Origin of the sequence: Serinicoccus profundi (assembly GCF_008001015.1) — a bacterium.
GTDB lineage: Bacteria > Actinomycetota > Actinomycetes > Actinomycetales > Dermatophilaceae > Ornithinicoccus > Ornithinicoccus profundi.
The window spans coordinates 2,958,109-2,981,206 of the sequence record NZ_CP042862.1; the positions used below are offsets into that span (position 1 = coordinate 2,958,109).

The following is a 23,098-nucleotide window of genomic DNA, read 5'->3' on the forward strand; positions in this document are numbered from 1 at the left end:
GTCGTCCCGGTCAGGTGTCGGAGGTCGCCCCCGACTCGTCGGTGGAGTCGTCGCCCGCGCCCGCCCCGTCCGTGCTGGACTCCGGCTGCCAAGGCTTCGCCGTGGACCCATCCTCGCCCGGCACGCCACCAGGGACCGCCGTGTCCGACTCCGGCGGCAGGCCGTCGACCGCACCGCCCGGCACGCCGCCCATCCCCCGCGGGCCGGGCCCGCCGGTCAGCGGCTGGTCGAGCAACTCCTGGATGTCGGACTCCGCCGCGGCGAGCAGCGCGTCGACGAGCACCTGCCGGTCCACGCCCTCGGCATCGGCGATCTCCCCGAGCGTGGTCCCTTCCGCGAGCTGCGTCCCGAGCTCCTCCGCAGTCAGTCCGAGGGTGTCGGCCGCCGTGGTGAGGGAGAGGCCGCGCGGGCCGTGGCCGCGAGGACCATCGGCCCCACCACCGTGCGGGTCGCGGACGCCATCCTCATCCTCGGTCGTCCCCTCGGCCGCAGGGTCCGAGGTCGAGGCGGAATCCTCGGTCGTCGTGCTCGTGGTCGAGGCGTCCTCGGCCAGGCTGGGCACGGCGACCCCGAAGCCGATCACGGCTGCGGTCAGGCCGCTCACCCCGAGTGCGGTGGCGATGGAGGTCTTCATGATGGTCCTTCCCTGTCGGTGCCGCCACGGTCCGTGGCGTCGATGCCTCCACCATCAGCGCCGTGGGTATGCCACACCTCAGGACGACCTGTGCCTCACCTGTCAGTCGCGGCGCGGGTCAGAGCCAGTCGACCCGGCCGGCGAGGGCGGCATACCCGACGAAGGCGACGACGTCGAGCACCGTATGGGCGACCACGAGCGGCATGACCCGCCGCGTCCGCGCGTAGAACCACCCGAGGATCACCCCCATCGCCACATTGCCGATGAACCCGCCGAAGCCCTGGTAGAGGTGGTAACTGCCTCTCAGCAGCGCCGACGTCAGGATGATCGCCCACATCGACCACCCCGCCTGTGCCCACCGCGTGAAGAGGTAGCCGACCGCCACGACCTCCTCGAGCACCGAGTTCTGGACTGCCGCAAGGACCAGCACGGGCACGGCCCACCAGATCGAGGGCAGGTTGGCCGGGGCGACGGTGGTGTTGACGCCGAGCTCGCGCGCGAGGAGATAGAGACCGAGACCAGGTATGCCGATCACCGCCGCGAGCAGCGTCCCCTGCGCGAGGTCACGGACCGGTCGGGTGCGGTCCAGACCCATGACCCGCCACGGGCGGGCGATGTCGCGGCCCAGGAGATGGAGAGCGAGCACCACCGGCACGAGAGCCAGGGCGATGCCGACGAGCTGGTAGGCGAGGTCGATCCAGGGCTGGTCCGGCGCCGCGCTGGTGTTCATGCTCGTGGTCTGGGCCGACAGACCTCCGGGGGCGGTGAGCTTGCGCGCGATGCTCAGGACGGACCAGACGGCGGAGGCGCCGAGGCTGACACCCAGCACGAGCAGTGTCTCGGTCAGGAGGGTGCGGCGCGGGAGGGCGCTGGGTGGGAGGCTGCGGCGCGCGAGGGCGCTGGGTGGGAGGGCGCTGGGTGGGAGGGCGCTGGGTGGGAGGGCGCTGGGTGGCAGAGGACGGTCCACCCCCTCAGGCTAGGTGCTCGACGGCCGCGCCCCGGGCGGCGCGCGAGCGGCTCCGACCCCAGACGATCCAGGCCGGGCACGACCGAGCACCCGGGTGGGTCGTCCGGGTGCTCGGTCCGCGAGGGCGGTCGCCGTCAGCAGGGGTGACTGCGCGCCGCCCGGCTCGTGGGGGTCGACGGGTGCCGACCCGACAGGGAGGGTCAGCCCGACGGCGCGTCCTCAGTCATCGTCGTCCCAGTCGTCATCGTCGTCCCAGTCGTCATCGCACTCTTCCCACCCGTCGTCGTCCCAGCACATGACGGGCGAGGGCTGGACGGGTGCAGGTTGGGCGGGTGCCGGCTGCGCCGGGGCAGGCTGCACCGGTGCGGGCTGGGCCGGCGCAGGAGGTGCCTGCTCGGCGGCACGGGCTGCTTCCTCGGCGGCGCGAGCGGCAGCCTCGGCCTCGGCCGCGGCCTGATCCTCGGCTGCTCGCTGGGCGGCGGCCTCCTCCTGCGCAGCCTTCTCCGCCTTCTCTGCTGCCGCCTTCTCCTCGGCCGCCTGGTCCTTCGCCTTCTGCTCGGCCTTCTCGGCGGCCCGCGCCTCGGCCTCCCGCTCGGCGTCCTCCCGCACCTGGGCGAAGCCGTCCGAGAGGGTGAGGCTCCCCTCCTGGAGTGCTCGCACGAGGTCGGCGGTCAGGACGTCAGGACGACCGGCCGACCCGGCCTGGGGGACGGGCGCGTCAGCCTCGGCGATCTCGAGGGCACCGGCGACGACGATGCCCTCGGTCTCCTGCGCGTCTGCGGCGGCGTCGATCCACAGCCACCCACCGGTCAGGCCGATGAGGACGAGGGCGAGAGCGGAAGCCACCATCTTCATGCGACCGAGTCTGCCGAGCCCGGAGGAGAGGGGGGTGAGACCTCCATGAGAAACCTCTCATCCGCGCTGGCCAGCCGCCACAGAATCCGCTGAAACGCAGTCACACCACCGGCCCACACCTACGCGCGGACGTCGACCGTCCACTGCTCCTCGGCCCACTCCAGGACGACGTCGCGCCAGCGCGGCCGCAGGGAGTAGACCGCGACGAGCCGCGCCACGGTCGCCCGACGCGCGAGCCCGAGCCGTGCCTGCGGCACCTTCCCCGCCCGGGCAGCTTCAGCCACGGCCTCCCGCACCACGTCCGCGGCGGCAATCGTCCACACCCCCTGCGCCTGCCGCAGTGCGGCGTGCACCGCGAGGTTGGCGAGGTCGAGGGCGGGCTCGGCCCGGCATACCGTGTCGAGGTCGATGACGCCGATGCGCTGGCCGTCCCAGAGCAGCTGACCGTCGTGCAGGTCGCGGTGCGCCACGACGAGATCCACCGCGGGCGAGCGGTCGAGCTCGGCCGCGGTGGCCTCCAGGCGTTCGGACCATCCGGTGCCGGTCAGGAGGCCGAGGGCGCCCACCCGCTCCGACCACGTGCGCAGCACCTGAGCCTCGTGGGTGGGGGTATGCGCCTCCAGACCGGTCGTCGACAGCCGCTGCCAGCTCGACCAGGCGCCCGCCCAGACCCCCCACACCTCGGTCCAGCCCCGGTCGGTCGACAACCGCTGGACGGGGAGCCCCGGCAGCGCCGCGGAGCGCACGGTCTGATCCGTGCACTCGAGCACGTCCGCGGCGTCGAGCCCGGCAGCCCGCGCCACCGACGCCCCCCGCACGAGGCCTCGGCGACGGCCGCCGCCCGGCCCGGGCGCACGACCTTGAGGTAGCCGTCGCACCGATGCACGACGGCCCGCCGCCCGGCGCGGTGCACCAGCAGGCTTCCGCCACTGACAACATCGCCGAGGGCGGGCAGCCGCGGATCCTCGCCATACGGCAGCAAGTGGACCTCCCCCGCGGTCGTGATGGTGCCGGCTCGCAGGTGGCCGCGGGTGTCGCGACCCTCGATCGCGACCCGGTGGTGCCCGTGCCGCTCGCCGGCCGGCCAGGCACGCTCGACGTCGACGTCGTCCTCGGGGCGCGGCCCGGCAACGTGTCCCGGCACCCGCCATGTCTCCTCGGGCTTCTCGCGTGCGGCGTCGGTCATGGGTATGCCGTGCGAGCCGCCCGTCGGCCTCGGTGGGGTGGCATCGCGGTCGCGCGCTCGGGAGGGTGGCCCGTCGGCCGCGCTGTGGGTCGGCTGATCGGCGGCGCGGGTGAGCTGGTCGAGCGCTAGCCGCCCGATGAGCAGGGTCTCCTCGCGCCAGCGCGCACGCTGGGCCCGCCACGGCTCCCCGACCCGCGCCAGCAGGGCCGCGGCGACCCACGCGCCGCCGATGGCCTTCCGGCCATGACCGGCGAGGAAGGCCTCCCACTGCGCCGAGGTGGAGTCGGTGCCGCCAGCGGCAGCGGCCGGGCTCCTCCTGGCGACCGCATCCTGCGCCTCGCGCAGGATCTCGCTCGCCCAAACCGAGGCCAGGTCGATCTCGACCGGCCCGAGGCAGGCACGGTCCAGGTCGGTGAGCCATACCGCCCCGTCATCGCCGAGCAGGAACTGGTCCAGCGAGAGGTCCCCGTGCAGCACCACGGCAGCAGAACTCTGCACCGTGGGCGTGGAGGGCACACCGGCGAGCCGGGACGGCCTGGTGACCGCGGGCGCAGTGCCGACGGACGCCGGCTCGGAAGCCCCTCCCTCGCCTTCGCCACCCTCCGGCAGCGACGGCGGCAGCCCGGCCAGGGCACGCCGCGCGGTGTCGGCGACCTCCGGCGCGACCGCCTCGACCTGCGTGACCGCCCGCTCTGCCGCGGCCCGCAGATCGCTCCATCCTCGCCGGGGCAGACCCACGACCGTCGGGGTCACGGTATGCAGCCGGGCAGCGAGCGCACCCGCCAGGTGGGCGGCCCTCACCAGGTCGGCTGGGTGCTCCGCGTCTCGGGCGAGGTCGGTCCCCTCGACCCACGGCCACACGCTGACCCGTCCAGACGTCATCACCCGAGGTTCCGCACCCCCGGAGGCCACCTCACCTGCACCTCCGGACGTCGTCACGCCGGGCCCCACCCGCCCGGACGTCGCCCTACCGTCGCCAGTGGACCCCTCGCCCGACCCCCGCGGCGTCACCACGGGCAGGCCCTGCGCCGCGAGCGCCTGACTGACGGTCGCCATCCGCTGCGCATGCGGCTCGGCGGTGACCCGGACGACCTCGTCCCCGGCCCGCAGCACGAGGCGACGCAGCGGGTTGTAGCGCAGCAGCACCAGGTCGTCGGCGGTGAGGTCGAGGCCGCTGCGGCGCAACGGCTTGGCCAGCGCCGGGTCGGTCGCGAGGCCACCCCAGACCAGCTCGGCGTCCCACTGCGGCAGCGGCACCGAGGAGATCTGCTCGGCCAGTCCGTAGCGCTGCGCCCGCTCCCGAGCCTTGACCGCCTTGGCGCGCGCGGGCCCGATGAGCGCCTGGATCCAGCCGAGCACCCGCCCGTCGGGGCCGAGCAGGACCGCCGTGTGACTCACCCCCGGCTTGGGTCGCACGCGGGTCACTCGCACCGGTGTGCGCAGCAGCCCGCTCAGCCGCCCCGGGTCGAGGAGCAGCTCGAGCACCGGGTCCGGCGCGGACCCGCGTGACGCCGTCCGATCAGCCACGGCTCTCCTCCAGGACCTCGCCCAGCGGCGCCTCCTGTGCCGGCCCCGACCACGTCACCCGGCCCTGCTCGAGCACGACGACCCGGTCGGCGCCCCGCGCCACGTCGAGGTCGTGGGTGATCATGACGCTGGTGCGCCCGCGGCTGAGCTCGGCGATCGCCTCACCGACGAGCACGACGTTGTCCGGGTCGAGCCCCGTCGTCGGCTCGTCGAGGAGCAGCACCGGTGCGTCGCGCAGGAAGGCCCGGGCCAGGGAGATCCGTTGCCGCTGACCGCCGGAGAGGCTCGCCCCACGCTCGCTCACCTCGGTCTGCAGACCCTCGGGCAGCTCGTCGGTGAACTCGGTGACGCGGGCGAGCCGCGCCGCACGCTGCACCTGGTGCTCGCTCGCCTCGGGGCGGCCCTGCCGGATGTTGTCCTCGATGGTGCCGGTGAAGAGGACGGCGTCCTGCTGCACGAGCGCGATCTGGCCGCGCAGGTCGCGCAGGTCGACCTCGCGCAGGTCGACCCCGTCCAGGTGCACGCTGCCCGAGCCAGGGTCCAGCAGGCGCAGCAGAAGCGAGGCCACGGTCGACTTGCCCGAGCCCGAAGGGCCGACGATGGCGACCCGCTCCCCCGGCTCGATCTGCAGGTCGACCCCGCGCAGCACCGGCAGCCCGGGGACGAACTCCAGGTGCACGTCCCGCAGCTCCACCCGACCTCGGACGACGCCCAGGCGCACCGGGTCGACCGGGGAGACGATGTCGGGCTGCTCGTCGAGCAGGTCGGCGACCCGCTCGCCGGAGGCGCTGGCGCGGGCGATGCGCCCGGTGTACTTCGCCAGGTCCCGCAACGGCTTCATCGACGTCTTGAGGTAGGTCAGGAAGATCACCATGTCGCCGGGGGTCATCGCCCCCTGCAGCACCCGCGCGCCACCGAGCAGCAGCACCGCCGCGGTCGCGACGCCGACGAGCACGTCGGTGCGTCGCTCCAGCCCAGCGGCGAGCCGCCGCGCGACGACGCCGTCCTTGAGGGAGCGGTTGTTGGAGCCCTGGAAGGTGGCCGAGCGGTCGCGCTCCATCCCGTATGCCTGGACGTGCGTCATCCCGGTGAGCGTCTCCTGGGCGACGTTGGCCAGCTCGCCCTCGCTGCGCCGCGTCTTGCGGGAGGCGTGGGTGATCTTGCCGGTCGAGAGGCGGGAGAACAGCCCGAAGATGAGGATCGAGACGAGCACGATGAGCGCCAGCACCGGGTCCAGCCAGGTCATGACGCCGAGCATCGCGACCAGGGTGAAGACATTGGCCACCAGCGGCATACCGGCGGTCACGGCGACCTCCTGGAGGCGACCGACATCGGCGACCAGCCGCTGCACGACGTCGCCGGAACGCGCCCGCCCGTGGTAGCTGCGGGACAACCCCTGCACGTGGTCGAAGACCGCGGCCCGCAGCCGGGTGGCGACGCGGCTGCCACTGAGCGCGAAGGCGACGGTCGCGCCGTAGTTGCAGACGGCCCGCAGCCCGATGATCGCGATGGTGCCGAGGCCGCAGGCGACGAGCAGCTGGACCGTGGCCTGCGGCCCCGGCTCGGCGAGGTCCGCCCCGAGGCTGCGGGTCAGGGCGTCGATGACCAGCTTGGTGGGCCACGGCTCGAGCACGCGGAAGACCACCTCGAGCAGTAGCAGCACTCCCCCGCCGGCCATCAGCGCTCGCTGCCCGTGCAGGTGCGGCAGCACGAGCCGCAGGGTCCGCCGCAGCGGCGAGGCCGGCGCGGTGGAGCGGGCCATCAGCGGACCCCGGCGACGGGCACGGCCGGACGGGTGGTCGGCGTGGTCGCCGAGATCCTCGTGGCCACCGGGATCGGCGCCAGCGTCGCCGCGAGGACGTGGCCCCAGGAGTGCTCGCGCTCCATCAGCCGGCGGGCCGCGGCGCCCATGCGGCGCGCGGCGTCGGGGTCGGCGACGAGGGAGTCGATGGCGGCGGCGAGCGCCGGCGGGTCCGACGGCGGCACGAGCAGCCCGGTGCGCCCGTCCTCGACGACCGCAGGGATCTGGCCGATCCGGGAGGCGACGACGGGCAGGGCGGCCGCGCCGTACTCGTAGACCTTGAGCGGGGAGAAGTAGTGGTCGCCGCTCTCCGGATAGGGGGCGACCGCGACGAGCGCCCCCTCCAGGGCTGCCGGGATCTGCTCGGGCGCGACCGCGCCGGTCAGCTCCACGGTGAGCCCGTGCTCCGCGGCCGCCTGCTCGACGGATGCCCGCTGCGGCCCGTCGCCCACGATCCGCAGCCGCCAGGGGCGCTGCGCGAGGGCGGCGGACCGCACGAGGTCCTCGACGCCGTGCCACGGCTTGAGGGTCCCGACGAAGACGACCACCGGGTCGCCGTCGAGATCGGGGGTCACGGCCTGGATCCGGTCGGTGTTGACCCCGTTGGGCACGACGAGGACGCTGGCCTGACCGACGAGACCAGCGCCGCCGTGCGCGACCTCACCCGGCGCGGCGCACGGTCCTTCGTCCAGCCCCACGCGCTCGTGCACCCACTCGGCCACGCGTCCGCTCACGCAGGCGACGACGTCGGCCGCCGCGACCTGGGCCCGAAGCGCGCCCTCGGCCCCGACCTCGTCGACGAGCACGCGGTGCTCGCGCTGCTCGTCGATGAGCGGGGCGTTGACCTCCAGCACCGCCCGGACCCCCTCGCCCAGACCGCGACGCGCCGCGTGCAGGACGGTCGAGAAGAGGGAGTAGCGCTCGTAGACGACATCAGGCGCCGCCGCCACGACCCGGCGGGCGATCTCGGCGCAGGCCTGCCGCTGGGCGACCTCGCGCCGGGCCGCGGCACCGGCGTCGTCCGAGCCAGACCCGGAGCCGGACCCGATCCGACCGACCGGCACGTGGTGGACCACGAGGTCGGCGAGGTCGGCGGGGACGTGCTCGGGGTCACCGAGGCGGACGGCATACACCTCGACGTCGGCGCCCCGGTCGCGCCAGGCACGCACGATCTCCTGGATGTGGACACTCGCCCCCTTGGTCCCGAAGACGGGGATGCCGGGGTCGGCGCAGACGTAGGCGACGCGGGTCATCGGGTGGCTCCTGCCGTGACGGCGGCCAGTCGGGCCGCCTGGGTGGTGGTGTCGAAGTCCCGCTCGACGCGGGCGCGGGCGGACCGGGCGACCTCGACCCGGGGCCAGGAGGGCTCGGCGACCCGGCGCAGCGCGTCGGCGACCCGGCCGGCGAGCCCGTCGGGGTCGCAGGGCAGCAGCACGCCGGTGGCGGGCGCGTCGCCGGTGGCCGGATGGATCGCCTCGGGTATGCCGGTGACGTCGGTCGCGACGCACGGCACCCCACTGGCCATCGCCTCGAGCAGCACAGTCGGCAGCCCGTCGGCGTTGCCGTCGGCGCCGACGACGCAGGGGGCGACCATGACGTCGGCCCAGTCGAGCTCGGCGACGAGCTCGGACTGGCTGCGCGACCCGAGCAGGGTGACGACGTCGCCGACCCCGGCCCGCTCGACCTGTGCGGCGAGGTCGGCGGCGCGCTCGCCCTCACCGACGATCCGCACCTCGAGCGGCATACCCTCGGCGCGCAGCGCGGTGACGGCGTCGACGAGGTGGTCGAAACCCTTCTTCTCGACGATGCGGCCGACCGCGAGCACGCGCAGCACCGGGCCGACGGGGCGCGGGTCGCGGTAGGCGAAGCGCCCCAGCTCCAGCCCGTTGCGCACGAGGCTGACGCGGTCGGCCAGCGTGGGGTCGACGTGCTCGAGGAGGAAACGGCGGTTGTAGTCGCTGATCGCGATGACGGCAGCGGCCCGTCCGAGCACCTCCCGCAGCACCACGCGGTCGACGGACTCGTGGAAGAGGTCCTTGGCGTGCGTGGTGACGGTGAAGGGTATGCCGGTGAGCGCGCTCGCGATCGCCGTGCACCACGACGCCATGCTGGCGAAGTGCACGTGGACCCGGGTGATGCCGTCGCGGCGCAGCCGCAGCGCGAGGTCGACGCCCTGGGCGATGTCGGAGGGGTCGAGACGGACGAGAAGCGGCATGAGCGCACCGAAGCGCGCGCCGAAGTCGGGCAGCTCGGCCTGCGCCTGCGCGAGGACCTCCCACTCGGCCGACAGCTTGTGCGCGCGGGGCAGGTGGGTCACCGGGGCCTGCACCTGGGCGAGCTGGGGGTGGAAGCGCGAGTCGGTGGTGGGCCGCAGCGCGTAGATGGCCAGGTCGTCGCCGGCGGCCTCACGGGCCAGGATCTCGGTGACGACGAAGGTCTCGGAGAAGCGCGGGTAGACCTTGAGGACGTAGGCGGTGCGTTCAGACGGCAACGGCCAGTCCTTCCCTGCGGTCCACGGCCGCCGCCGCGGACTCGGTGCTGTTGCCGGTGAGGCCCTCGGTGGGCAGCGCGAAGGCGGGGACCGGGGCGAGTGCCGGGGAGGTGCGGACCAGCGCGGCGGCCGAGGTCGCGACCGCCCGCAGGCCCCCGAGGTCGAGGCCGGAGCGGTCGACCCGATGGTGCACGGCGCCCGCCCACCACCGGCTGATGGCCGCGTCGGTGAGGTCGCCCTCCCGCAGCAGGTCGGTGGCTCCCACGCCGGTGAGGGCGCGGGCCCGGATGAGCTGCTCGGTGCGCGGGCGCTCGCGCGGCACGAGCAGCGCGGGCACGTCGGTGGCGAGGGTCTCGGCGACGGTGTTGTAGCCGGCCATCGAGACCGAGGCGGCGGCCCGGCGGATGAGCCCGGCGGCGTCGTCGACGCTGCGGGTCACCGAGGTGTGGCGGCCGGCCTCCCGCTCCACCGCACGGTGGTCGGCGTCCGACATCTGGGGCCCGGTGATGAGGATCTGCCGGTGGCCGGCGGGCACCCGCGCCCGGGCGGCGGCCAGGCACAGCCGGGTGCCGTCGCTGCCGCCACCTGCCGTGGTGACGAGGTAGGGCTGCTCGGGGTCGAGCTCGGTCGGCTCCTCCGCGCGGCCGTGGGCGAGGAAGCCCTGGTAGCGGACGAGCGGTGCGAGCTCGTCGGGCAGCTCGCCGGAGAGCCGCAGGTCGTGCACCGCCGGGTCGCCGTAGATCCAGATCTCGTCGTAGATCTCGGCCACCAGCTCGGCGGGCGTCTGCCGCCACTCCGACTCGACCGCCTCGGGGGCGTCGAGGACGTCGCGCAGACCCAGGACGAAGCGGGCCTGCGGCAGCTCGCGGCGCATCGCCTGGAGCCCGGCGAGCAGCTCGCCGCCGACGCCGAGCGCGTGGCGGTCCACGACGACGAGGTCGGGCCGGAAGGCGACCCCCGTGGCCCGGACGATCTCCCCGCGCACCGACAGCACGGCGTCCATCCCCAGGTCGAGGTGGCGCGGGCCGTAGCCGCTGTGGCCGGCCGTCTTGCCGATCGCCGGGAGGGTGACGACGTCGAAGCCGGCCGGCAGGCTGCGAGCGCCGGCCCCGGCGACACCGTTGAGGAGCAGACCGGTGACCGGACGACCGGTGAGCACCGGCAGACGCTGGGAGAGGGTATGCGCGAGGGCGCGGTTGCGGCGGAAGTGACCCAGACCCTGGGAGTCGTGGGAGTAGAACACGGCACGCAGCGGCTGTGCGCCGCTGCCGGTGCTGCTGCGTCGGTCCATGTCGTCCTCTCCCGCCCGACCCGGTGCCGGGGCGTGAGGATGAGTGAACACGGGCGGGATGAGGTCACCATGACACCGTCATGAGAGTGCTCTCATGCGGCCTGACCTGCATCGACGCAGCGGCGTCGGGCGGACGCCGTCAGCAGCGGACGCGTCAGCGCTCGAAGCGGTAGCCGACCCCGCGCACGGTGGTGATGCGGTCGGCGCCGACCTTGGCCCGCAGGTAGCGGATGTAGACGTCGACGACGTTGGAGCTGCCGGTGACCTCGAAGCCCCACACCCGGTCCAGCAGCTGGTCACGGCTGAGGACCTGGCCGGCGTGGTCCATGAGCTCACGGGCGAGGGTGAACTCACGGGCCGACAGCTCGACCGGCTGGCCGTCGACGTGCACCGTGCGGGCGGGGATGTCGAGGCGGACCCCGCCGACCTCGAGGACGTCCTCCCCGCGGCCACCGGCCTGCGCCTCGGCGTGCTGGCGCAGCCGCAGCTTGACCCGGGCGCGCAGCTCCTCGACCCGGAAGGGCTTGGGCAGGTAGTCCTCGGCGCCGTTCTCCAGGCCGTGCACGGTGTCCTCGACCGAGTCGCGGGCCGTGCACATGATGACCGGCACCGGCTCGTCCATGGTGCGCAGCATGCGCAGCACGGTGAAGCCGTCCATCTTGGGCAGCCCCACGTCGAGCACGACGAGGTCGATCTGGCCTCCGCTGGCGGCCTCCAGCGCGGCGATCCCGTCGGAGACGATCGTCGTGCGGTGGCCGTCGGCCCGCAGCCCCCGGTCGATGACGCGGGCGATCCCCTCCTCGTCCTCCGCGATGAGAATGTTCGCCATGCGCGCAGGCTACCCGCCGGTCCGCACCGGGGAGTCCTGGACGACCCCGGCCTCGATCGTGCGCGCCGCGGCCGGGCCGGCCTGCGTGTCGCCCGGGATCCACATGGTGAAGCGCGAGCCCAGCCCCTCGACCGACTCGACGCCGACGGCGCCGCCGTGCGCCTCGGCGATGGCCTGCACGATCGCCAGGCCCAGGCCGCTGCCGTCGACGTGCGAGGCCGACTCGGCGCGCCCGAACCGCTCGAAGATCCGCGCCTGCTCGGTCTCGGGTATGCCGGTGCCGTGGTCGGACACGCAGAGGCTGAGGTAGCGGGTGGCGGGGCGGGCCCCGAGCTCCTGGGCCCGCCCGACCTGCGGGTCCTTGCCCTCGACCCAGCCCGAGCCCAGCTCGACGGGCGAGCCGGGCTCGCTGAACTTCACCGCGTTGGCCGCGAGCTGGACGACGGCCTGGATGAGCCGTTGCCGGTCCAGGACGACCTGGCCCTCGGCGTGCGCGGCCAACCGCCACTGGCGGTCCCCGAGGGAGGTGATGCGCTCCATGCACTCCACCGCGAGCTCGGTGACGTCGGTGCGCTGCGGCCGTAGGAAGTCGCCGCGCTGGGCCCGCGCGAGCATGAGCAGGTCGTCGACGAGCCGCTGCATCCGGTCGACCTCGTCGAGCAGCAGGGTGCGGGTCGCGGTGACGTCCTCGGGGTCCTCCGGACGCAGCAGCTCGGCGTTGCCGCGCAGGATGGTGAGCGGGGTGCGCAGCTCGTGGGCGGCGTCGTCGAGGAACTGCCGCTGCATCCGGACCCCGTCCTCGATCCGGTCGAGCATGGCGTTGAAACGGTGGGCCAGCGCGGTCACGTCGGTGCTGCCGGAGACCTCCACCCGGCGGGAGAGGTCCTCCGGGCTGATCTGCGCGGTCGCGTCCTGGAGCTCGCGCAGCGGCCGCAGCAGCCGCCCCAGCACGACGTGCGCCAGGGCTCCCGCGACGAGGAGCGAGGCCAACCCGACCCCGGCATACGTCCACACCCGACGCCAGATCTGGTCCGCCAGCGCGCCGGAGTCGATGGCCACCACGAAGGTGCCCTCCCGCTCCTCCTGCGGCAGCCGCACGTCGGCCATGATCACCGTCAGCGTCGTCCCCTGGGTGTCGACGGTGTCGATGACCGCCCGCCCCGGCTCCAGCGGGGTGCTCGCGATGAGGTCGAGCACGTCGGCGTGGTCGATCCGGAAGTCCCGCTCACCCGGGCTCTGGAAGCGTCGCTCCCCGTCGAGCAACGCGAGGAAGGCCTCGTTGGAGCTCGCGACGGAGGTCTCGATGAAGGACACGAAAAGTGCGTCAGCGTCGGTGAAGGGCTCCCCGTCGCGCAGCGGACCCGATTCGGCCAGCCGCGAGACCTCCTGGATCTCCTGCTCGAGGTCGTCCTGGATCCGTTCGTCGAGGGAGCGGAACTGCACCGCGAAGGACAGCACCCCGGTGAGGGCGATGCCCAGGGCCATCATCCCCACCATCATGACGAGCAAGCGGCGTTGGACGGTCCACCCGCCGTCGCCGGCCAGCCTCATCCCCCACCCTCCGCCGGGTCGGCGAGCAGGGCGAAGGACACCAGCCAGTGGGTCGCCATGAAGTCGCCGGCGGTGATCTGCTCCAGCACGGCACCCTCCTGCTCCTCGGCGGCCTCCCGCAGCCGGGCGGCCGCGGCATCCTGCACCCAGGGTGCCAGAGTGCGCAGGGCCCACGCCCGCGACAGCGCGAGCCCGAGCAGGTGGGCACCCTGCCCGTCCGTCGGGTCGAGCACCCGCGGCACCTCGAGCAGGTGCTCGTGGCGCCCGGCGCCGAGCCCCGGGAGCGCGCGGTCCAGCCACGCGGCGCCCTCGTCGGGACCGAGCACCTCGGTCATGAGCAGCGCCTCGGTCAGCGCCGGGGAGAGGAAGTCCGAGCCGCTGGGCTCGTCGTCGGTCGCGAGCGGGCTGTCGTCGCCGAACCAGCGGCGCGCCGCGTCACCGCACGCGCGCACCACGTCGTCCCGGCCCAGCCGCCGGTAGGCGTCGCGCAGCAGGAGCAGGGCGAAGGCGTCGTTCTGGTGCTTCCCGTGGCGGACCGGATAGGCCTGGCGGGGCAGGTGCGCGAGGATCCGCTCGGCGAGGAGGTCGGCCAGCGGGGTGAGGTCGTCTGCCCAGCCCCGCGCCTGCGGCAGCACGTCGGCGAGACCGGCGGTCGCCGCAGCCAGCTGCGCGGCCCACGCCCAGCCGTAGGGACGCTCGAAACCGGGCCGGGCCCGCAGGTAGTCCACCTCGGCCGCGAGGTGCGTGGCGGTGAGCCGCTCCTCGAGCAGCGACCGGGCGGCGGCGCACTCCTGCTCGCCGAGCGCGTAGGCATACCTCGTGAGGAGGGTGACGAGCGACCACTGCATGTGCACGCACGAGTGCCAGTCCAAGGCACCGTGGAAGGCAGGGTGCAGGCGCTCGGGGGTGACGTCGGTGTCGTCGGGGCCGAGGACGAGGTGCCCCGGCGCCCAGGGGTATGCCGTGCCGATCACCGCGCGCGCGATCCGGCTCCAGGCGCGGGCCCGAGGGTGGGGCTGGGGGTGGGTGGCCGGTCGGGTGGGTTCGGGCGGGGTCACGGGACCATTACTACACTCGCGCCTCATGAGGCTTGACGGGCGGCACTACTTCACGGCACTGGGCGAGGGGCGCTATCGCCCGACCGAGCACGTGCAGGGTGCGTGGTCGCCCGACGAGCAGCACGTCGCCCCGGTCATCGGGCTGCTGCTGCACACGCTCGAGCACGAGCACCCGCGCGAGGACCTGCAGTGGGCCCGGCTCAGCGTGGACATCCTCGGCTTCATCCGGCGCGAGGAGATGACGGTGACCACCCGGGTGCTGCGGCCCGGGCGGACCATCGAGCTGCTCGAGTCGAGCGTGGAGATCGCGGGCCGCGCGGCCGTCCGGATGACGGCGTGGCGGCTGGTGCGCGGCGACACCAGCGCGGTCGCCTCGGGCGAGCACGCGGAGCTGCCCGCGCCCGGGGAGCTCGAGGACTGGCACGGGATGGATCACTGGGGCGGTGGCTTCATCCGCAGCCTCGACTTCCGGTCGGTGCCGGGGTCGCGGGCCGGACGCGGCCGGACCTGGGTGCGCACCCACGTGCCGCTCGTCGGCGGGAGCACCGGCGAGCAGGCCTCGCCGCTGGCCTCCTGGGTCGGGCTGCTCGACACCGCGAACGGCACGGCGGGCAGGGAGGCCCCGCACGAGTGGCTCTTCCCCAACGTCGACCTCACGCTGCACCTGCACCGGGAGCCGGAGGGTCCGTGGGTGGGGATGGACACCCGGGTGTCGTGGGGGCCGACCGGCATCGGTCAGACGGCCTCCGTCGTGCACGACGAGCAGGGACCGGTGGGCACGGTCGTGCAGGCGCTCACGCTGCGACCGGCGCGCTGAGGCGCGTCAGCGGTCGCTGATCGTGCCGCCGTGGGACTCCGAGGAGGAGGGCGCGACCGGCTGGGCGCAGTAGGAGAACGGCTTGCCCTCCGCCGCGTGGTAGCTGGCGTAGGAGCCGTCGACCTCGAGAACAAGCTGGTGCCCGGGCACGAGCGCCTGGGTGTACATCATCCCGGGCCGGGGGCAGCCGATCGAGCCGTCGCTCCAGGTGACGTCGGCATAGCCGGCGATGCCCACCGCGTCGGGCTCGACACCACTGCGCTCGGCCTCGGCGGCGATGGCCTCCTGCACGTCGGCCCGCTCGGCGGTGCCGTCGGGGACGGTGCCGAGCGGGAGCGACGCCTCTCCCCCACCCGGGGCGATCTGGGTATGGGTCGGCTTGTCGCCGATGGCGGGCTCCTCGGAGGTCACTGCGGCATCCTCGCTGGTGTCGGTGGGGTCGGCGCTGCTGTCATCGGCGCTCTGGGTGCTGGTCGGCGTCGGCTCGTCGCCGGCATCGCTGCCGGTGTCGCCGCAGCCGGCCAGTGCGGCGGCCAGGCTCAGGGCACTCAGGGCCAGGAGGGGTCGGCGGGTGCGGATCATCGCAAGGGCTCCTCGGCGTCTGCGTCGCGTCCCCGTCAGTCTAGGTCTGGAGGCCACGCAGCGCGCCGATGAGGGTGTGGGTGGTGGGGCGCTGGTCCCTGATCCAGCGCCCCACCAACCTTCATCCCCACCGTCCCGCAAACTGCGGCCCCTCACGACGGGGTGTGTCGGCTGTCCCGAACCGACACTACCTAGACGTCAGGAGGAGGAGATTCGTTGCATCCAGATACTGTGATCTGCATCACAGTATCCGCCGGGTCCGGCCGCGACCCGCTCCGGCTCAGGAGAAGGCGGCGGCGAGGCCCCGCTCGAGGTCCTCCCGCAGGTCCTCGACGTCCTCCAGGCCGACCGAGAGCCGGATGGTGCCCTCGGTGATCCCGGCGGCCAGCCGCGCCTCCTCCGGCAGCCGCTTGTGCGTCGTCGTCGTCGGGTGCGTGGTGAGCGACTTCGCGTCGCCGAGGTTGTTGGAGATGTCGACGATCTCCAGCGCGTTCATGAAGGCGAAGGCCTCCTCCTGCCCGGCGTCGAGGGTGAAGGTGACCACCGTGCCGCCGCCGGTCATCTGCCGCCGGGCCAGCTCGGCCTGCGGGTGGGACTCGAGCCAGGGGTGGAAGACGCGGGTCACCCTCGGGTCGGCCTCGAGGTGACGGGCGAGCTCGAGGGTGCTCTGCGCCTGGCGCTCCACCCGCAGGGTCAGCGTCTCCAGCCCCTTGAGCGTCACCCAGGCGTTGAACGGCGACATCGACGGTCCGGTATGCCGCAGCAGCGTCTGGATCGGACCGCCGACGAGCTCGGTGGGGCCGAGGATCATCCCGCCCATGACGCGTCCCTGGCCGTCGATGTGCTTGGTGGTGGAGTAGACGACGATGTCGGCGCCGTGATCCAGGGGTCGCGAGAAGACCGGGGTGCCGAAGACGTTGTCGACGACGACGACCGCGCCGGCGGCGTGCGCGAGCTCGCTCACCGCGGCGATGTCGACGAGCTCCTGCGTCGGGTTGCTCGGGGTCTCGAAGAAGACGGCGGTGGCCGGGGTCGACAGGGCGCGGGCCCAGTCCTCGAGGTCGGTGCCGTCGACGAAGGTGCTCTCGACGCCCCAGCGGCGCAGCACCTCGTCGATGATGACGAAGCAGGAGCCGAAGAGCGCGCGGCTCGCGACGATCCGGTCACCCGCCGCACACAGGCCGCCGAGGGCGGTGAAGACCGCCGACATGCCGGACGCGGTGGCCTGGGCGGCCTCGGCGCCGTGCAGCAGCCGCATCCGCTCCTCGAGCATGGCGACGGTGGGGTTGCCGTAGCGGCTGTAGACGAAGCGCTCGACCTCGTCGTTGAACGCCGCCTGCGCTTCCTGCGCACTGGCGTAGACGTAACCGGAGGTCGGGTAGAGCGCCTCCGAGGTCTCGTCGAACTCGCTGCGCATGAGCCCGCCGCGCACCGCGAGCGTGTCCGGACGCCAGCCGTCAGGGGTGTTCATGGGGGACCAATCTAGGCCCTGCGCGGCGGTCGTCCGGCATCGGGACCGCCTCTCGAGGTATGCAGGATCTTCCGACGTCTCTCCGCACGATCCGCCTTGTGCGCAGGTTCTGCAGTGAGTCCCGGCGTCCGGCGCAGGTCACTCGGGCAGGTGCGCGACGCCGCGTGGATCCACCGCGAGCCGCACCACGTCGCCGACCTCGGGCCCGAGGTCGTCGGCGAACGCCGGGATCCGCCCCAGGCGCTCGACCTCGACCTCGAGCTGCACGGCGTCGGAGACGGTCATCACCCGCCGCACCGTCCCGACGAGCGGGCCGGCAGGATCGACGCGCAGGGCGGAGCGGCGCAACGCCACCACGGAGGTCGCCGCGTCCGGCTCCGGGCCACCACGAGCAGCGTCCCCGCGGCCCGGGGGTAGCCACAGGCGACGCTCGGCGGGGGTGGCCGGCTCGAGGATCGTGTCGTAGCCGATGAAGGTGGCGACCTCGCGGGAGACCGGCGCGCGCCATACCTGCGTCGTGTCACCCTCCTGGGCGATCCGGCCCTCGAGCATGACCGCCATCCGGTCGGCGACGGTGAAGGCCTCGTCGTGGTCGTGGGTCACCAGGAGCGCGGTGGTGCCGGTGGTGACGAGGATCTCGCGCAGGTCGCCGGCGAGCCGGTCGCGCAGGGCGCGGTCGAGCGCGCTGAGCGGCTCGTCGAGCAGCAGCAGCGCCGGGTCGGCGGCCAGGGACCGGGCCAGCGCCACCCGCTGCTGCTCGCCGCCGGAGAGGGTGGCGGGGCGGCGGTCGGCATATCCCGCGAGCCCGACGAGCTCGAGCAGGTCGCCGACCCGGCTCGCCCTGGCCCGGCGTCCGACGCCCCGCAGCCGCAGTGGGTAGCCGATGTTGTCCGCCACGCTGGCCTGGGCGAAGAGCTGCCCGTCCTGGAACATCAGGGCGAAGCCGCGCTCGTGGGTGGGCACCCCGGCGAGGTCGACGCCCTGCCAGCGGATCGTCCCGGAGGTCGTCGGCTCCAGCCCCGCGATCGCGCGCATGAGGGTGGACTTGCCGCAGCCCGAGGGCCCGAGCACCGCGAGGACGGTGCCGTCCTGGACCTGCAGGGAGACGTCATCGACCGCGGTCGCGCCGGGGAAGGTGACGGTGACTTCGGTGAGCTCGAGCATCAGAAGGCCCCCACCGAGCCGACGCGGAGCCGCTCGACCACGCCCATGACGATCACCGTCACGAGCGCGAGCAGGACGCTGGCGGCGAGCGCCATGCCGAGATGGTCGGCGCCCGGCCGGGAGATGAGCTGGTAGATGACGACGGGGACGGTGGGCCGGTCGGGGCGGGCCAGGAAGCTCGTGGCGCCGAACTCCCCCAGCGACACGGCGAAGGCGAAGCCGGTCGCGGCGAGCAGCGGGCGGGCCAGCACCGGGGCCTCGGCCGTCCACGCCGCCCGCCACGGCCGTGCCCCGAGGGTGGCGGCCGCCTCCCGCTGACGCGGGTCCACCGAGCGCAGCACGGGCGTCAGGGTGCGCACCACCAGCGGTAGCGCCACCATCGCCTGCGCGATGGGCACGAGCACCGGCGAGGTGCGCAGGTCCAGGGGAGGCCGGTCGAGGGTGATGAGGAAGCCGAAGCCGACGGTGACCGCCGAGATGCCCAGCGGCAGCATGAAGGCTCCGTCGAGCACCGACACCACCCGCGCCCAGCCGATGCCGCGGGGGCGGCGGGAGACGACGACGGCGACGGCGAGACCGAGCAGCATGGCCAGGACGGTGGCGTCGGCCGCGGTGCGCAGCGAGTTGGCCATCGCCTCGGTGACGCTGACCCGCAGCGCCGCGGTGGCGTCGGGGTCGGTGAGGGCGCGGTAGTGCGCGAAACCCCACCCCGGGCCGACCTGCAGGGAGCGCACCACGAGGGTGCCGACCGGCAGCAGCACGAAGGCGACGGCGAGCGCGGTAGCGGCCAGGGCGGGGAGGTCGTCGCGCCGGGGCGCCCGGGCCGCGGCCTGCGCGCCCACCCGTCGCAGGGTCTGCTCACGTCGGGTGCGGGTGCGCCCCGCGACCGTGAGCATGGCCACGACGGCGAGCAGCTGCAGGACCGAGAGGACGGCCGCGCCCTGCAGGTCGAGGAACTGCACGGTGAGCAGGTAGATCTCGGTCTCGATGGTGCCATAGCGCAGCCCGCCCAGGGTGAGGACGACCCCGAAGGCGGTGGAGCAGAAGAGGAAGACGAGGGTCGCGGCGGAGACGATGCCGGGCGCGAGCGCCGGGAGGGTGACGGTGCGCCATACCTGCCAGGGGCTGGCGCCCAGCGTGGCGGCGGACTCCTCGGCCCGGCGATCCAGCCCCTCCCACAGCCCGCCGACCGTGCGCACGACGACGGCGAGGTTGAAGAAGACGAAGGCGAGCAGGATCGGCACCCAGGTGCCGTCGAGGCCGAGCCCGCCGAGCGGGCCCCCGGGGGCCAGCAGGGAGCGGAACATCACGCCGACGACGACGGTCGGCAGCACGAAGGGCATGACCACCACGGCGCGCAGCAGGGCACGGCCGGGGAAGCGCAGGCGGTAGAGCACGAAGGCCACCGGCACGCCGAGCAGCAGCGTGAGGACCGTGCCGGCCAGCGAGCTGACCAGGGTGAAGGTCAGCACGCGCAGGGTCCGGGCCCGCCCCAGCACCTCGGGCACCGCGCTGAGGTCGAGCCTGCCCTCGGGCCACAGCCCGCGCGCGAGCATCCCGCTCACCGGGAGGACGAAGAAGACCGCGAGGAAGGCGAGCGGGACGAGCGCGAGGATCCCGAGCCCGAGGCCCGGCCCGTTGGCCCCCGATCGCCACCGCACGCGGCTGAGCAACGTCGCAGATCGGCTCATGTCGACTCCCTTCGCCGGTGCTAACCGGAGCAGGTTCATCAAGGGTCTGCGGCTGCGGGCCGCACTCTCAGCGCGAGGCTCCCCTGTCGTGGATCTCAGGCTACAGGTGACCCGGCGGACCAGACGTACCCCGGCTCCTCAGCGTAGGATGTGACACACGGAATACGTCATACATGGAGGTGCCATGCGGCTGAACAGCAAGGGGCAAGTGACGATCCCGGCGGAACTGCGGCGTAGTCACGGTTTCGTCGAAGGCGACGAGGTGCAGGTGGTCGCGGACGGCGCCGTTCTGCGCATCGTGCACGCGGATCAGGGCGAGACACCCGGCGGACGGCTGGTGCGCCGGATGCGCGGTCGGGCGAGCACGGATCTGAGCACCGATGAACTCATGAGCCTGCTGCGCGATGACTGACTCGACGTTGGTCGACTCCAACGTCCTGCTCGACATCGCCACGGACGACCCCCACTGGGCCGCCTGGTCCGGGGAGGCCCTGTCGGCCGCCCTCGACCGAGGCCTCGTCGTCATCAACCCGATCGTGTATGCCGAGGTTTCCGTCGGCTTCGACCGCATCGAGGACCTCGAGAACCTCCTCCCCGCGCGTCACTTCGTGCGGGAGGCACTGCCGTGGTCGGGGGCATTCCTCGCCGGCAAGGCGTTCTTGGCCTACCGTCGTCGCGGCGGGAAGAGGCCGACGCCCCTACCCGACTTCTACATCGGCGCGCACGCCGTGGTGGCGGGTCACCGCCTGCTCACCCGGGACGCCACCAGGTACGCCACAGCGTTCCCCGGCCTGCAGCTGATCACCCCGTGACCGGCGAGAGCATCCCTACACGGGGGTGCTCGGTGGCTGCTGGATCTCCTCTCGCGCAGAGTGACCTGCCGCCCGCCTTCGATGCTGCCGAAGGGAACGACAGCGACCTCGACGCCCTGGATCAAGAACGTGTGCTCAGCGAACCGACCATCGATGCGGCCAAGGCGCTCAGGCGTGGATCCTCCATGGCCGACAGGTCTGCGCGGACCAGGAAGGGCGGGACCACCGCCGAGTCCCCGAGCAGCCCGGCACTCCAGAACCGCTGCCGAATCTCGACCCACCCTCCACTGTCGCGCCTCAACCGACCGGCTTGGATGATCTGATTCCGCCCAGCCGTGTCTGCATAGAGGAGAACGGTGATCGGGCGGATGGACAGACCGACTTCCGCCGCGGCCGCTTCAGACCCTAGATACGTGCCCGCGGGTCGAGCGCTTGATCGCATCTCGGGAACGCCCTTCCACACGTCTGACGTGTATGCCTGTCCGGGAGCGAGTAGATCTCGCTGAGCCAGATAGGCGTCGGCCCATGACTCGGCCAGCATGTCCGGGCGCAACAGTTTCCCCTCGCTCGAGAGCTGACGAAGCTCACGCAGTGCGCGCACCACCCTGTTCGTCGTGGCCAGTGAGGTCTCTGCGTAGTCAGCCAGCTCCCTCTGGGTTGCTTTCACACCCTGTCCATGGAGCACGAGCAACGCGAAGGTGACGGGCAGCCCTGCCTTGGTGAAGGGCGCTGAGATGGAGACCTTGGCAGCGCGTGCCGGACCCCTGCCTTCGATACGAACAACGAGTCCGGGGGCACTCACATGGGCGTTCGCGTGCTGGTCGATGTAGTTCCACCCAGCGCGGGTCAGCGCCTGAGCGAGGGGCGCACTGACATGATCTGCGAGAAGGATGGGGTTGTTGACCGCCGGCAGTAACCCAACCGCCGACGGAGACAGGCCCGTCCTGATGACGGCCGAGAACCGTTGCTGTCCGGTCGGCGAGGCAACGGTCAAGGTTCCATCGGCTGCGGAATCCGGGGAGGGAGAACTCTCCAGACGTGCGTCCACGCCCTCAGCCCGCACCCGCCTGAGCAACTCGACCAGCCAGTGTCTCATGACGTCCAAGTGTTCAGCATAGTGAAACATGAAGAAAAATGGAACACCGGCTCGCCGGACTCATCCGGTGGCGATGTCCGCCCACTCGCGCAGCCAGGTCTCCCGCTCGGCCTCGATCTGGCGCGGGTGGACGACGATCGGGTCCTCGGCGACCTGCGCCCACTGGGCCCACAGCTCGGGAAGCGCGACCTCGTCATCGACCGGGTAGACGTACATGCTGTCCGGGATGGCCGCCTGCACGGGCTCGCTGAGCAGCCAGTCGACGACCGCCTGCGCGCCCTGCGGGTTGTCGGTCCCGGCGAGGACGCCGGCATACTCCACCTGGCGGAAGCAGGTGTCGAGCAGGGCGCGGGTCGTGGGCTCGAACCCGCCGTCGGGGATGGTGAACGGCGGGCTGGAGGCGTAGGACAGGACGATGGGCCGGTCGCCGTCGCCGCCGCCCGCGGTGAAGTCGACGGTGTAGGCGTCCGTCCACCCACTGGTGATCTTGGCACCGTTGGCCATGAGGTCCTCCCAGTAGCCCTGCCACTCCCCCGGGCCGAACTCGCCGACCGTCGCGAGCAGGAAGGCCAGCCCGGGGCTCGAGGTGCTGGCGCCGGGGGTGACGAAGAGGTCCTCGTAGGCCGGGTCGGTGAGGTCGGTGAGGTCCTCGGGCGGCTCGATGCCGTTGTTGGCGAACCACGCGGTGTCGATGTTGACGCACACGTCGCCGTAGTCGACGGGCGTGAGGTAGGCGTCGCCACCCTCGGTGAGGTCGTGCTCGGTGACCGAGGCGGGCAGGTCGTCCGGGCGGTATGCCTCCAGCGCGTCGGCCGCGACGACCCGGCTGGCGAAGGTCGTGTCGATGCCGAAGACGACATCGGCGGTCGGGTTGCCGGCGGTGAGGACGATCTGGTTGGCCATCTGGCCGGCGTCACCGGCGAGCTGGACCTCCAGCTCATAGCCGGTGTCCGCCTCGAAGGCGGCGATCAGCTCGTCCGGGAGGGTGAAGGAGTCGTGCGCCGCGAGCACCACGGTGCCGGTGTCGGCCGGGGTGGGCGCGGGGGCGGTGTCGCTCGCGGTGTCGTCGCCGGCGTCCGGGTCGTCCGTAGTGGAGGGTTCGGCCCCGGTCGGTGCCGCGGCACTCCCCTCGGTGTCGTCCTCACCCATGAGGGTGCAGGAGCTCAGCGTGAGCCCGGTGAGGGCTGCGAGGGCAAGGATGGTGGTCCGTCGAGGACGGTTATGAGTCATGGCGATGCGTCTCCTCATCGACTTCCTTCGCCGGTGCTAGCCGGT

21 protein-coding genes are annotated in these 23,098 nt (G+C 73.1%); 3 read left to right on the plus strand and 18 right to left on the minus strand.

Annotated elements, in window-relative coordinates:
* Positions 1 to 10: 10 nt before the first annotated feature.
* The 12 genes from FA582_RS13800 to FA582_RS13855 all read right to left on the minus strand — a co-directional run bounded on the left by FA582_RS13800 (position 11) and on the right by FA582_RS13855 (position 14,190).
* Positions 11 to 634: a hypothetical protein gene (locus FA582_RS13800; RefSeq protein ID WP_010147460.1), complete on the minus strand. Its 624-nt coding sequence runs from the start codon at positions 632 to 634 to the stop codon at positions 11 to 13.
* A 118-nt stretch (positions 635 to 752) separates the two neighbouring features.
* Entirely contained in the window at positions 753 to 1,601 is an 849-nt protein-coding gene (locus tag FA582_RS13805) for a CPBP family intramembrane glutamic endopeptidase (protein ID WP_420853163.1), read from the minus strand.
* 219 nt (positions 1,602 to 1,820) lie between these two features.
* Positions 1,821 to 2,456 carry a hypothetical protein gene (locus FA582_RS16650; RefSeq protein ID WP_010147473.1) on the minus strand — a complete coding sequence of 212 codons (636 nt, stop codon included), beginning with the start codon at positions 2,454 to 2,456 and terminating at the stop codon, positions 1,821 to 1,823.
* A gap of 119 nt (positions 2,457 to 2,575) precedes the next feature.
* Complete coding sequence (locus FA582_RS13815; RefSeq protein WP_147899848.1) at positions 2,576 to 3,046, minus strand: phosphotransferase family protein; 471 nt, start codon at positions 3,044 to 3,046, stop codon at positions 2,576 to 2,578.
* On the minus strand, positions 3,001 to 5,169 hold the full coding sequence (locus FA582_RS13820; protein WP_147899849.1) for a phosphotransferase family protein: 2,169 nt from the start codon (positions 5,167 to 5,169) through the stop codon (positions 3,001 to 3,003). The genes FA582_RS13815 and FA582_RS13820 overlap by 46 nt, the downstream gene beginning before the upstream one ends.
* On the minus strand, positions 5,162 to 6,931 hold the full coding sequence (locus FA582_RS13825) for an ABC transporter ATP-binding protein (RefSeq protein ID WP_010147475.1): 1,770 nt from the start codon (positions 6,929 to 6,931) through the stop codon (positions 5,162 to 5,164). The genes FA582_RS13820 and FA582_RS13825 overlap by 8 nt, the downstream gene beginning before the upstream one ends.
* A complete protein-coding gene (locus FA582_RS13830; protein ID WP_010147476.1) occupies positions 6,931 to 8,223 on the minus strand; it encodes a glycosyltransferase in 1,293 nt (430 codons plus the stop codon). Before FA582_RS13830 ends, FA582_RS13825 begins: the two co-directional genes overlap by 1 nt.
* Positions 8,220 to 9,461, minus strand: coding sequence for a glycosyltransferase (locus FA582_RS13835; protein ID WP_010147477.1), 1,242 nt, complete (start codon positions 9,459 to 9,461; stop codon positions 8,220 to 8,222). Before FA582_RS13835 ends, FA582_RS13830 begins: the two co-directional genes overlap by 4 nt.
* Positions 9,451 to 10,752, minus strand: a complete 1,302-nt coding sequence (locus FA582_RS13840; protein WP_010147478.1) for a glycosyltransferase family protein — start codon at positions 10,750 to 10,752, stop codon at positions 9,451 to 9,453. The genes FA582_RS13835 and FA582_RS13840 overlap by 11 nt, the downstream gene beginning before the upstream one ends.
* Positions 10,753 to 10,906: 154 nt before the next feature.
* The gene (locus FA582_RS13845; RefSeq protein WP_010147480.1) at positions 10,907 to 11,581 is read right to left on the minus strand and encodes a response regulator transcription factor; all 675 of its coding nucleotides are present in this window, start codon (positions 11,579 to 11,581) and stop codon (positions 10,907 to 10,909) included.
* A 9-nt stretch (positions 11,582 to 11,590) separates the two neighbouring features.
* Positions 11,591 to 13,132 (minus strand): sensor histidine kinase, encoded by a 1,542-nt coding sequence (locus FA582_RS13850; RefSeq protein ID WP_010147482.1) that lies wholly within the window; start codon positions 13,130 to 13,132, stop codon positions 11,591 to 11,593.
* The gene (locus FA582_RS13855; RefSeq protein ID WP_010147483.1) at positions 13,129 to 14,190 is read right to left on the minus strand and encodes a DUF2891 family protein; all 1,062 of its coding nucleotides are present in this window, start codon (positions 14,188 to 14,190) and stop codon (positions 13,129 to 13,131) included. Before FA582_RS13855 ends, FA582_RS13850 begins: the two co-directional genes overlap by 4 nt.
* A gap of 25 nt (positions 14,191 to 14,215) precedes the next feature.
* Here FA582_RS13855 and FA582_RS13860 point away from each other — a divergent pair, with 25 nt between their 5' ends.
* A complete protein-coding gene (locus tag FA582_RS13860; protein ID WP_010147484.1) occupies positions 14,216 to 15,007 on the plus strand; it encodes a thioesterase family protein in 792 nt (263 codons plus the stop codon).
* A gap of 6 nt (positions 15,008 to 15,013) precedes the next feature.
* Here the strand turns inward: FA582_RS13860 and FA582_RS16450 are convergent, their stop codons facing one another.
* From FA582_RS16450 to FA582_RS13880, 4 genes are all read right to left on the minus strand, one after another.
* Complete coding sequence (locus FA582_RS16450; RefSeq protein WP_010147485.1) at positions 15,014 to 15,589, minus strand: hypothetical protein; 576 nt, start codon at positions 15,587 to 15,589, stop codon at positions 15,014 to 15,016.
* A gap of 280 nt (positions 15,590 to 15,869) precedes the next feature.
* Positions 15,870 to 17,060, minus strand: a complete 1,191-nt coding sequence (locus tag FA582_RS13870) for an O-succinylhomoserine sulfhydrylase (RefSeq protein ID WP_010147486.1) — start codon at positions 17,058 to 17,060, stop codon at positions 15,870 to 15,872.
* A gap of 138 nt (positions 17,061 to 17,198) precedes the next feature.
* A complete protein-coding gene (locus tag FA582_RS13875) occupies positions 17,199 to 18,224 on the minus strand; it encodes an ABC transporter ATP-binding protein (protein WP_010147487.1) in 1,026 nt (341 codons plus the stop codon).
* Positions 18,224 to 19,915, minus strand: a complete 1,692-nt coding sequence (locus FA582_RS13880) for an ABC transporter permease (RefSeq protein WP_081480553.1) — start codon at positions 19,913 to 19,915, stop codon at positions 18,224 to 18,226. Before FA582_RS13880 ends, FA582_RS13875 begins: the two co-directional genes overlap by 1 nt.
* A 184-nt stretch (positions 19,916 to 20,099) precedes the next feature.
* On the opposite strand from FA582_RS13880, the gene FA582_RS13885 reads away from it, so the two are divergent.
* Positions 20,100 to 20,327: an AbrB/MazE/SpoVT family DNA-binding domain-containing protein gene (locus FA582_RS13885; RefSeq protein WP_010147489.1), complete on the plus strand. Its 228-nt coding sequence runs from the start codon at positions 20,100 to 20,102 to the stop codon at positions 20,325 to 20,327.
* Positions 20,320 to 20,727 carry a type II toxin-antitoxin system VapC family toxin gene (locus tag FA582_RS13890; protein ID WP_010147490.1) on the plus strand — a complete coding sequence of 136 codons (408 nt, stop codon included), beginning with the start codon at positions 20,320 to 20,322 and terminating at the stop codon, positions 20,725 to 20,727. Before FA582_RS13885 ends, FA582_RS13890 begins: the two co-directional genes overlap by 8 nt.
* A 121-nt stretch (positions 20,728 to 20,848) precedes the next feature.
* Here the strand turns inward: FA582_RS13890 and FA582_RS13895 are convergent, their stop codons facing one another.
* On the minus strand, positions 20,849 to 21,823 hold the full coding sequence (locus FA582_RS13895; RefSeq protein WP_158640883.1) for a type IV toxin-antitoxin system AbiEi family antitoxin: 975 nt from the start codon (positions 21,821 to 21,823) through the stop codon (positions 20,849 to 20,851).
* Positions 21,824 to 21,883: 60 nt separating this feature from the next.
* The gene (locus tag FA582_RS13900) at positions 21,884 to 23,053 is read right to left on the minus strand and encodes a thiamine ABC transporter substrate-binding protein (RefSeq protein WP_010147492.1); all 1,170 of its coding nucleotides are present in this window, start codon (positions 23,051 to 23,053) and stop codon (positions 21,884 to 21,886) included.
* Positions 23,054 to 23,098: the final 45 nt, after the last annotated feature.

What these genes read in the sequence shown, in the direction of transcription:
- FA582_RS13800 (WP_010147460.1), bottom strand. Translation starts at nt 634, where the DNA reads ATGAAGACCTCCATCGCCACCGCACTCGGGGTGAGCGGCCTGACCGCA.
- FA582_RS16650 (WP_010147473.1), bottom strand. Translation starts at nt 2,456, where the DNA reads ATGAAGATGGTGGCTTCCGCTCTCGCCCTCGTCCTCATCGGCCTGACC.
- FA582_RS13825 (WP_010147475.1), bottom strand. Translation starts at nt 6,931, where the DNA reads ATGGCCCGCTCCACCGCGCCGGCCTCGCCGCTGCGGCGGACCCTGCGG.
- FA582_RS13830 (WP_010147476.1), bottom strand. Translation starts at nt 8,223, where the DNA reads ATGACCCGCGTCGCCTACGTCTGCGCCGACCCCGGCATCCCCGTCTTC.
- FA582_RS13840 (WP_010147478.1), bottom strand. Translation starts at nt 10,752, where the DNA reads ATGGACCGACGCAGCAGCACCGGCAGCGGCGCACAGCCGCTGCGTGCC.
- FA582_RS13845 (WP_010147480.1), bottom strand. Translation starts at nt 11,581, where the DNA reads ATGGCGAACATTCTCATCGCGGAGGACGAGGAGGGGATCGCCCGCGTC.
- FA582_RS13850 (WP_010147482.1), bottom strand. Translation starts at nt 13,132, where the DNA reads ATGAGGCTGGCCGGCGACGGCGGGTGGACCGTCCAACGCCGCTTGCTC.
- FA582_RS13860 (WP_010147484.1), top strand. Translation starts at nt 14,216, where the DNA reads ATGAGGCTTGACGGGCGGCACTACTTCACGGCACTGGGCGAGGGGCGC.
- FA582_RS16450 (WP_010147485.1), bottom strand. Translation starts at nt 15,589, where the DNA reads ATGATCCGCACCCGCCGACCCCTCCTGGCCCTGAGTGCCCTGAGCCTG.
- FA582_RS13870 (WP_010147486.1), bottom strand. Translation starts at nt 17,060, where the DNA reads ATGAACACCCCTGACGGCTGGCGTCCGGACACGCTCGCGGTGCGCGGC.
- FA582_RS13875 (WP_010147487.1), bottom strand. Translation starts at nt 18,224, where the DNA reads ATGCTCGAGCTCACCGAAGTCACCGTCACCTTCCCCGGCGCGACCGCG.
- FA582_RS13880 (WP_081480553.1), bottom strand. Translation starts at nt 19,915, where the DNA reads ATGAGCCGATCTGCGACGTTGCTCAGCCGCGTGCGGTGGCGATCGGGG.
- FA582_RS13885 (WP_010147489.1), top strand. Translation starts at nt 20,100, where the DNA reads ATGCGGCTGAACAGCAAGGGGCAAGTGACGATCCCGGCGGAACTGCGG.
- FA582_RS13890 (WP_010147490.1), top strand. Translation starts at nt 20,320, where the DNA reads ATGACTGACTCGACGTTGGTCGACTCCAACGTCCTGCTCGACATCGCC.
- FA582_RS13895 (WP_158640883.1), bottom strand. Translation starts at nt 21,823, where the DNA reads ATGAGACACTGGCTGGTCGAGTTGCTCAGGCGGGTGCGGGCTGAGGGC.
- FA582_RS13900 (WP_010147492.1), bottom strand. Translation starts at nt 23,053, where the DNA reads ATGACTCATAACCGTCCTCGACGGACCACCATCCTTGCCCTCGCAGCC.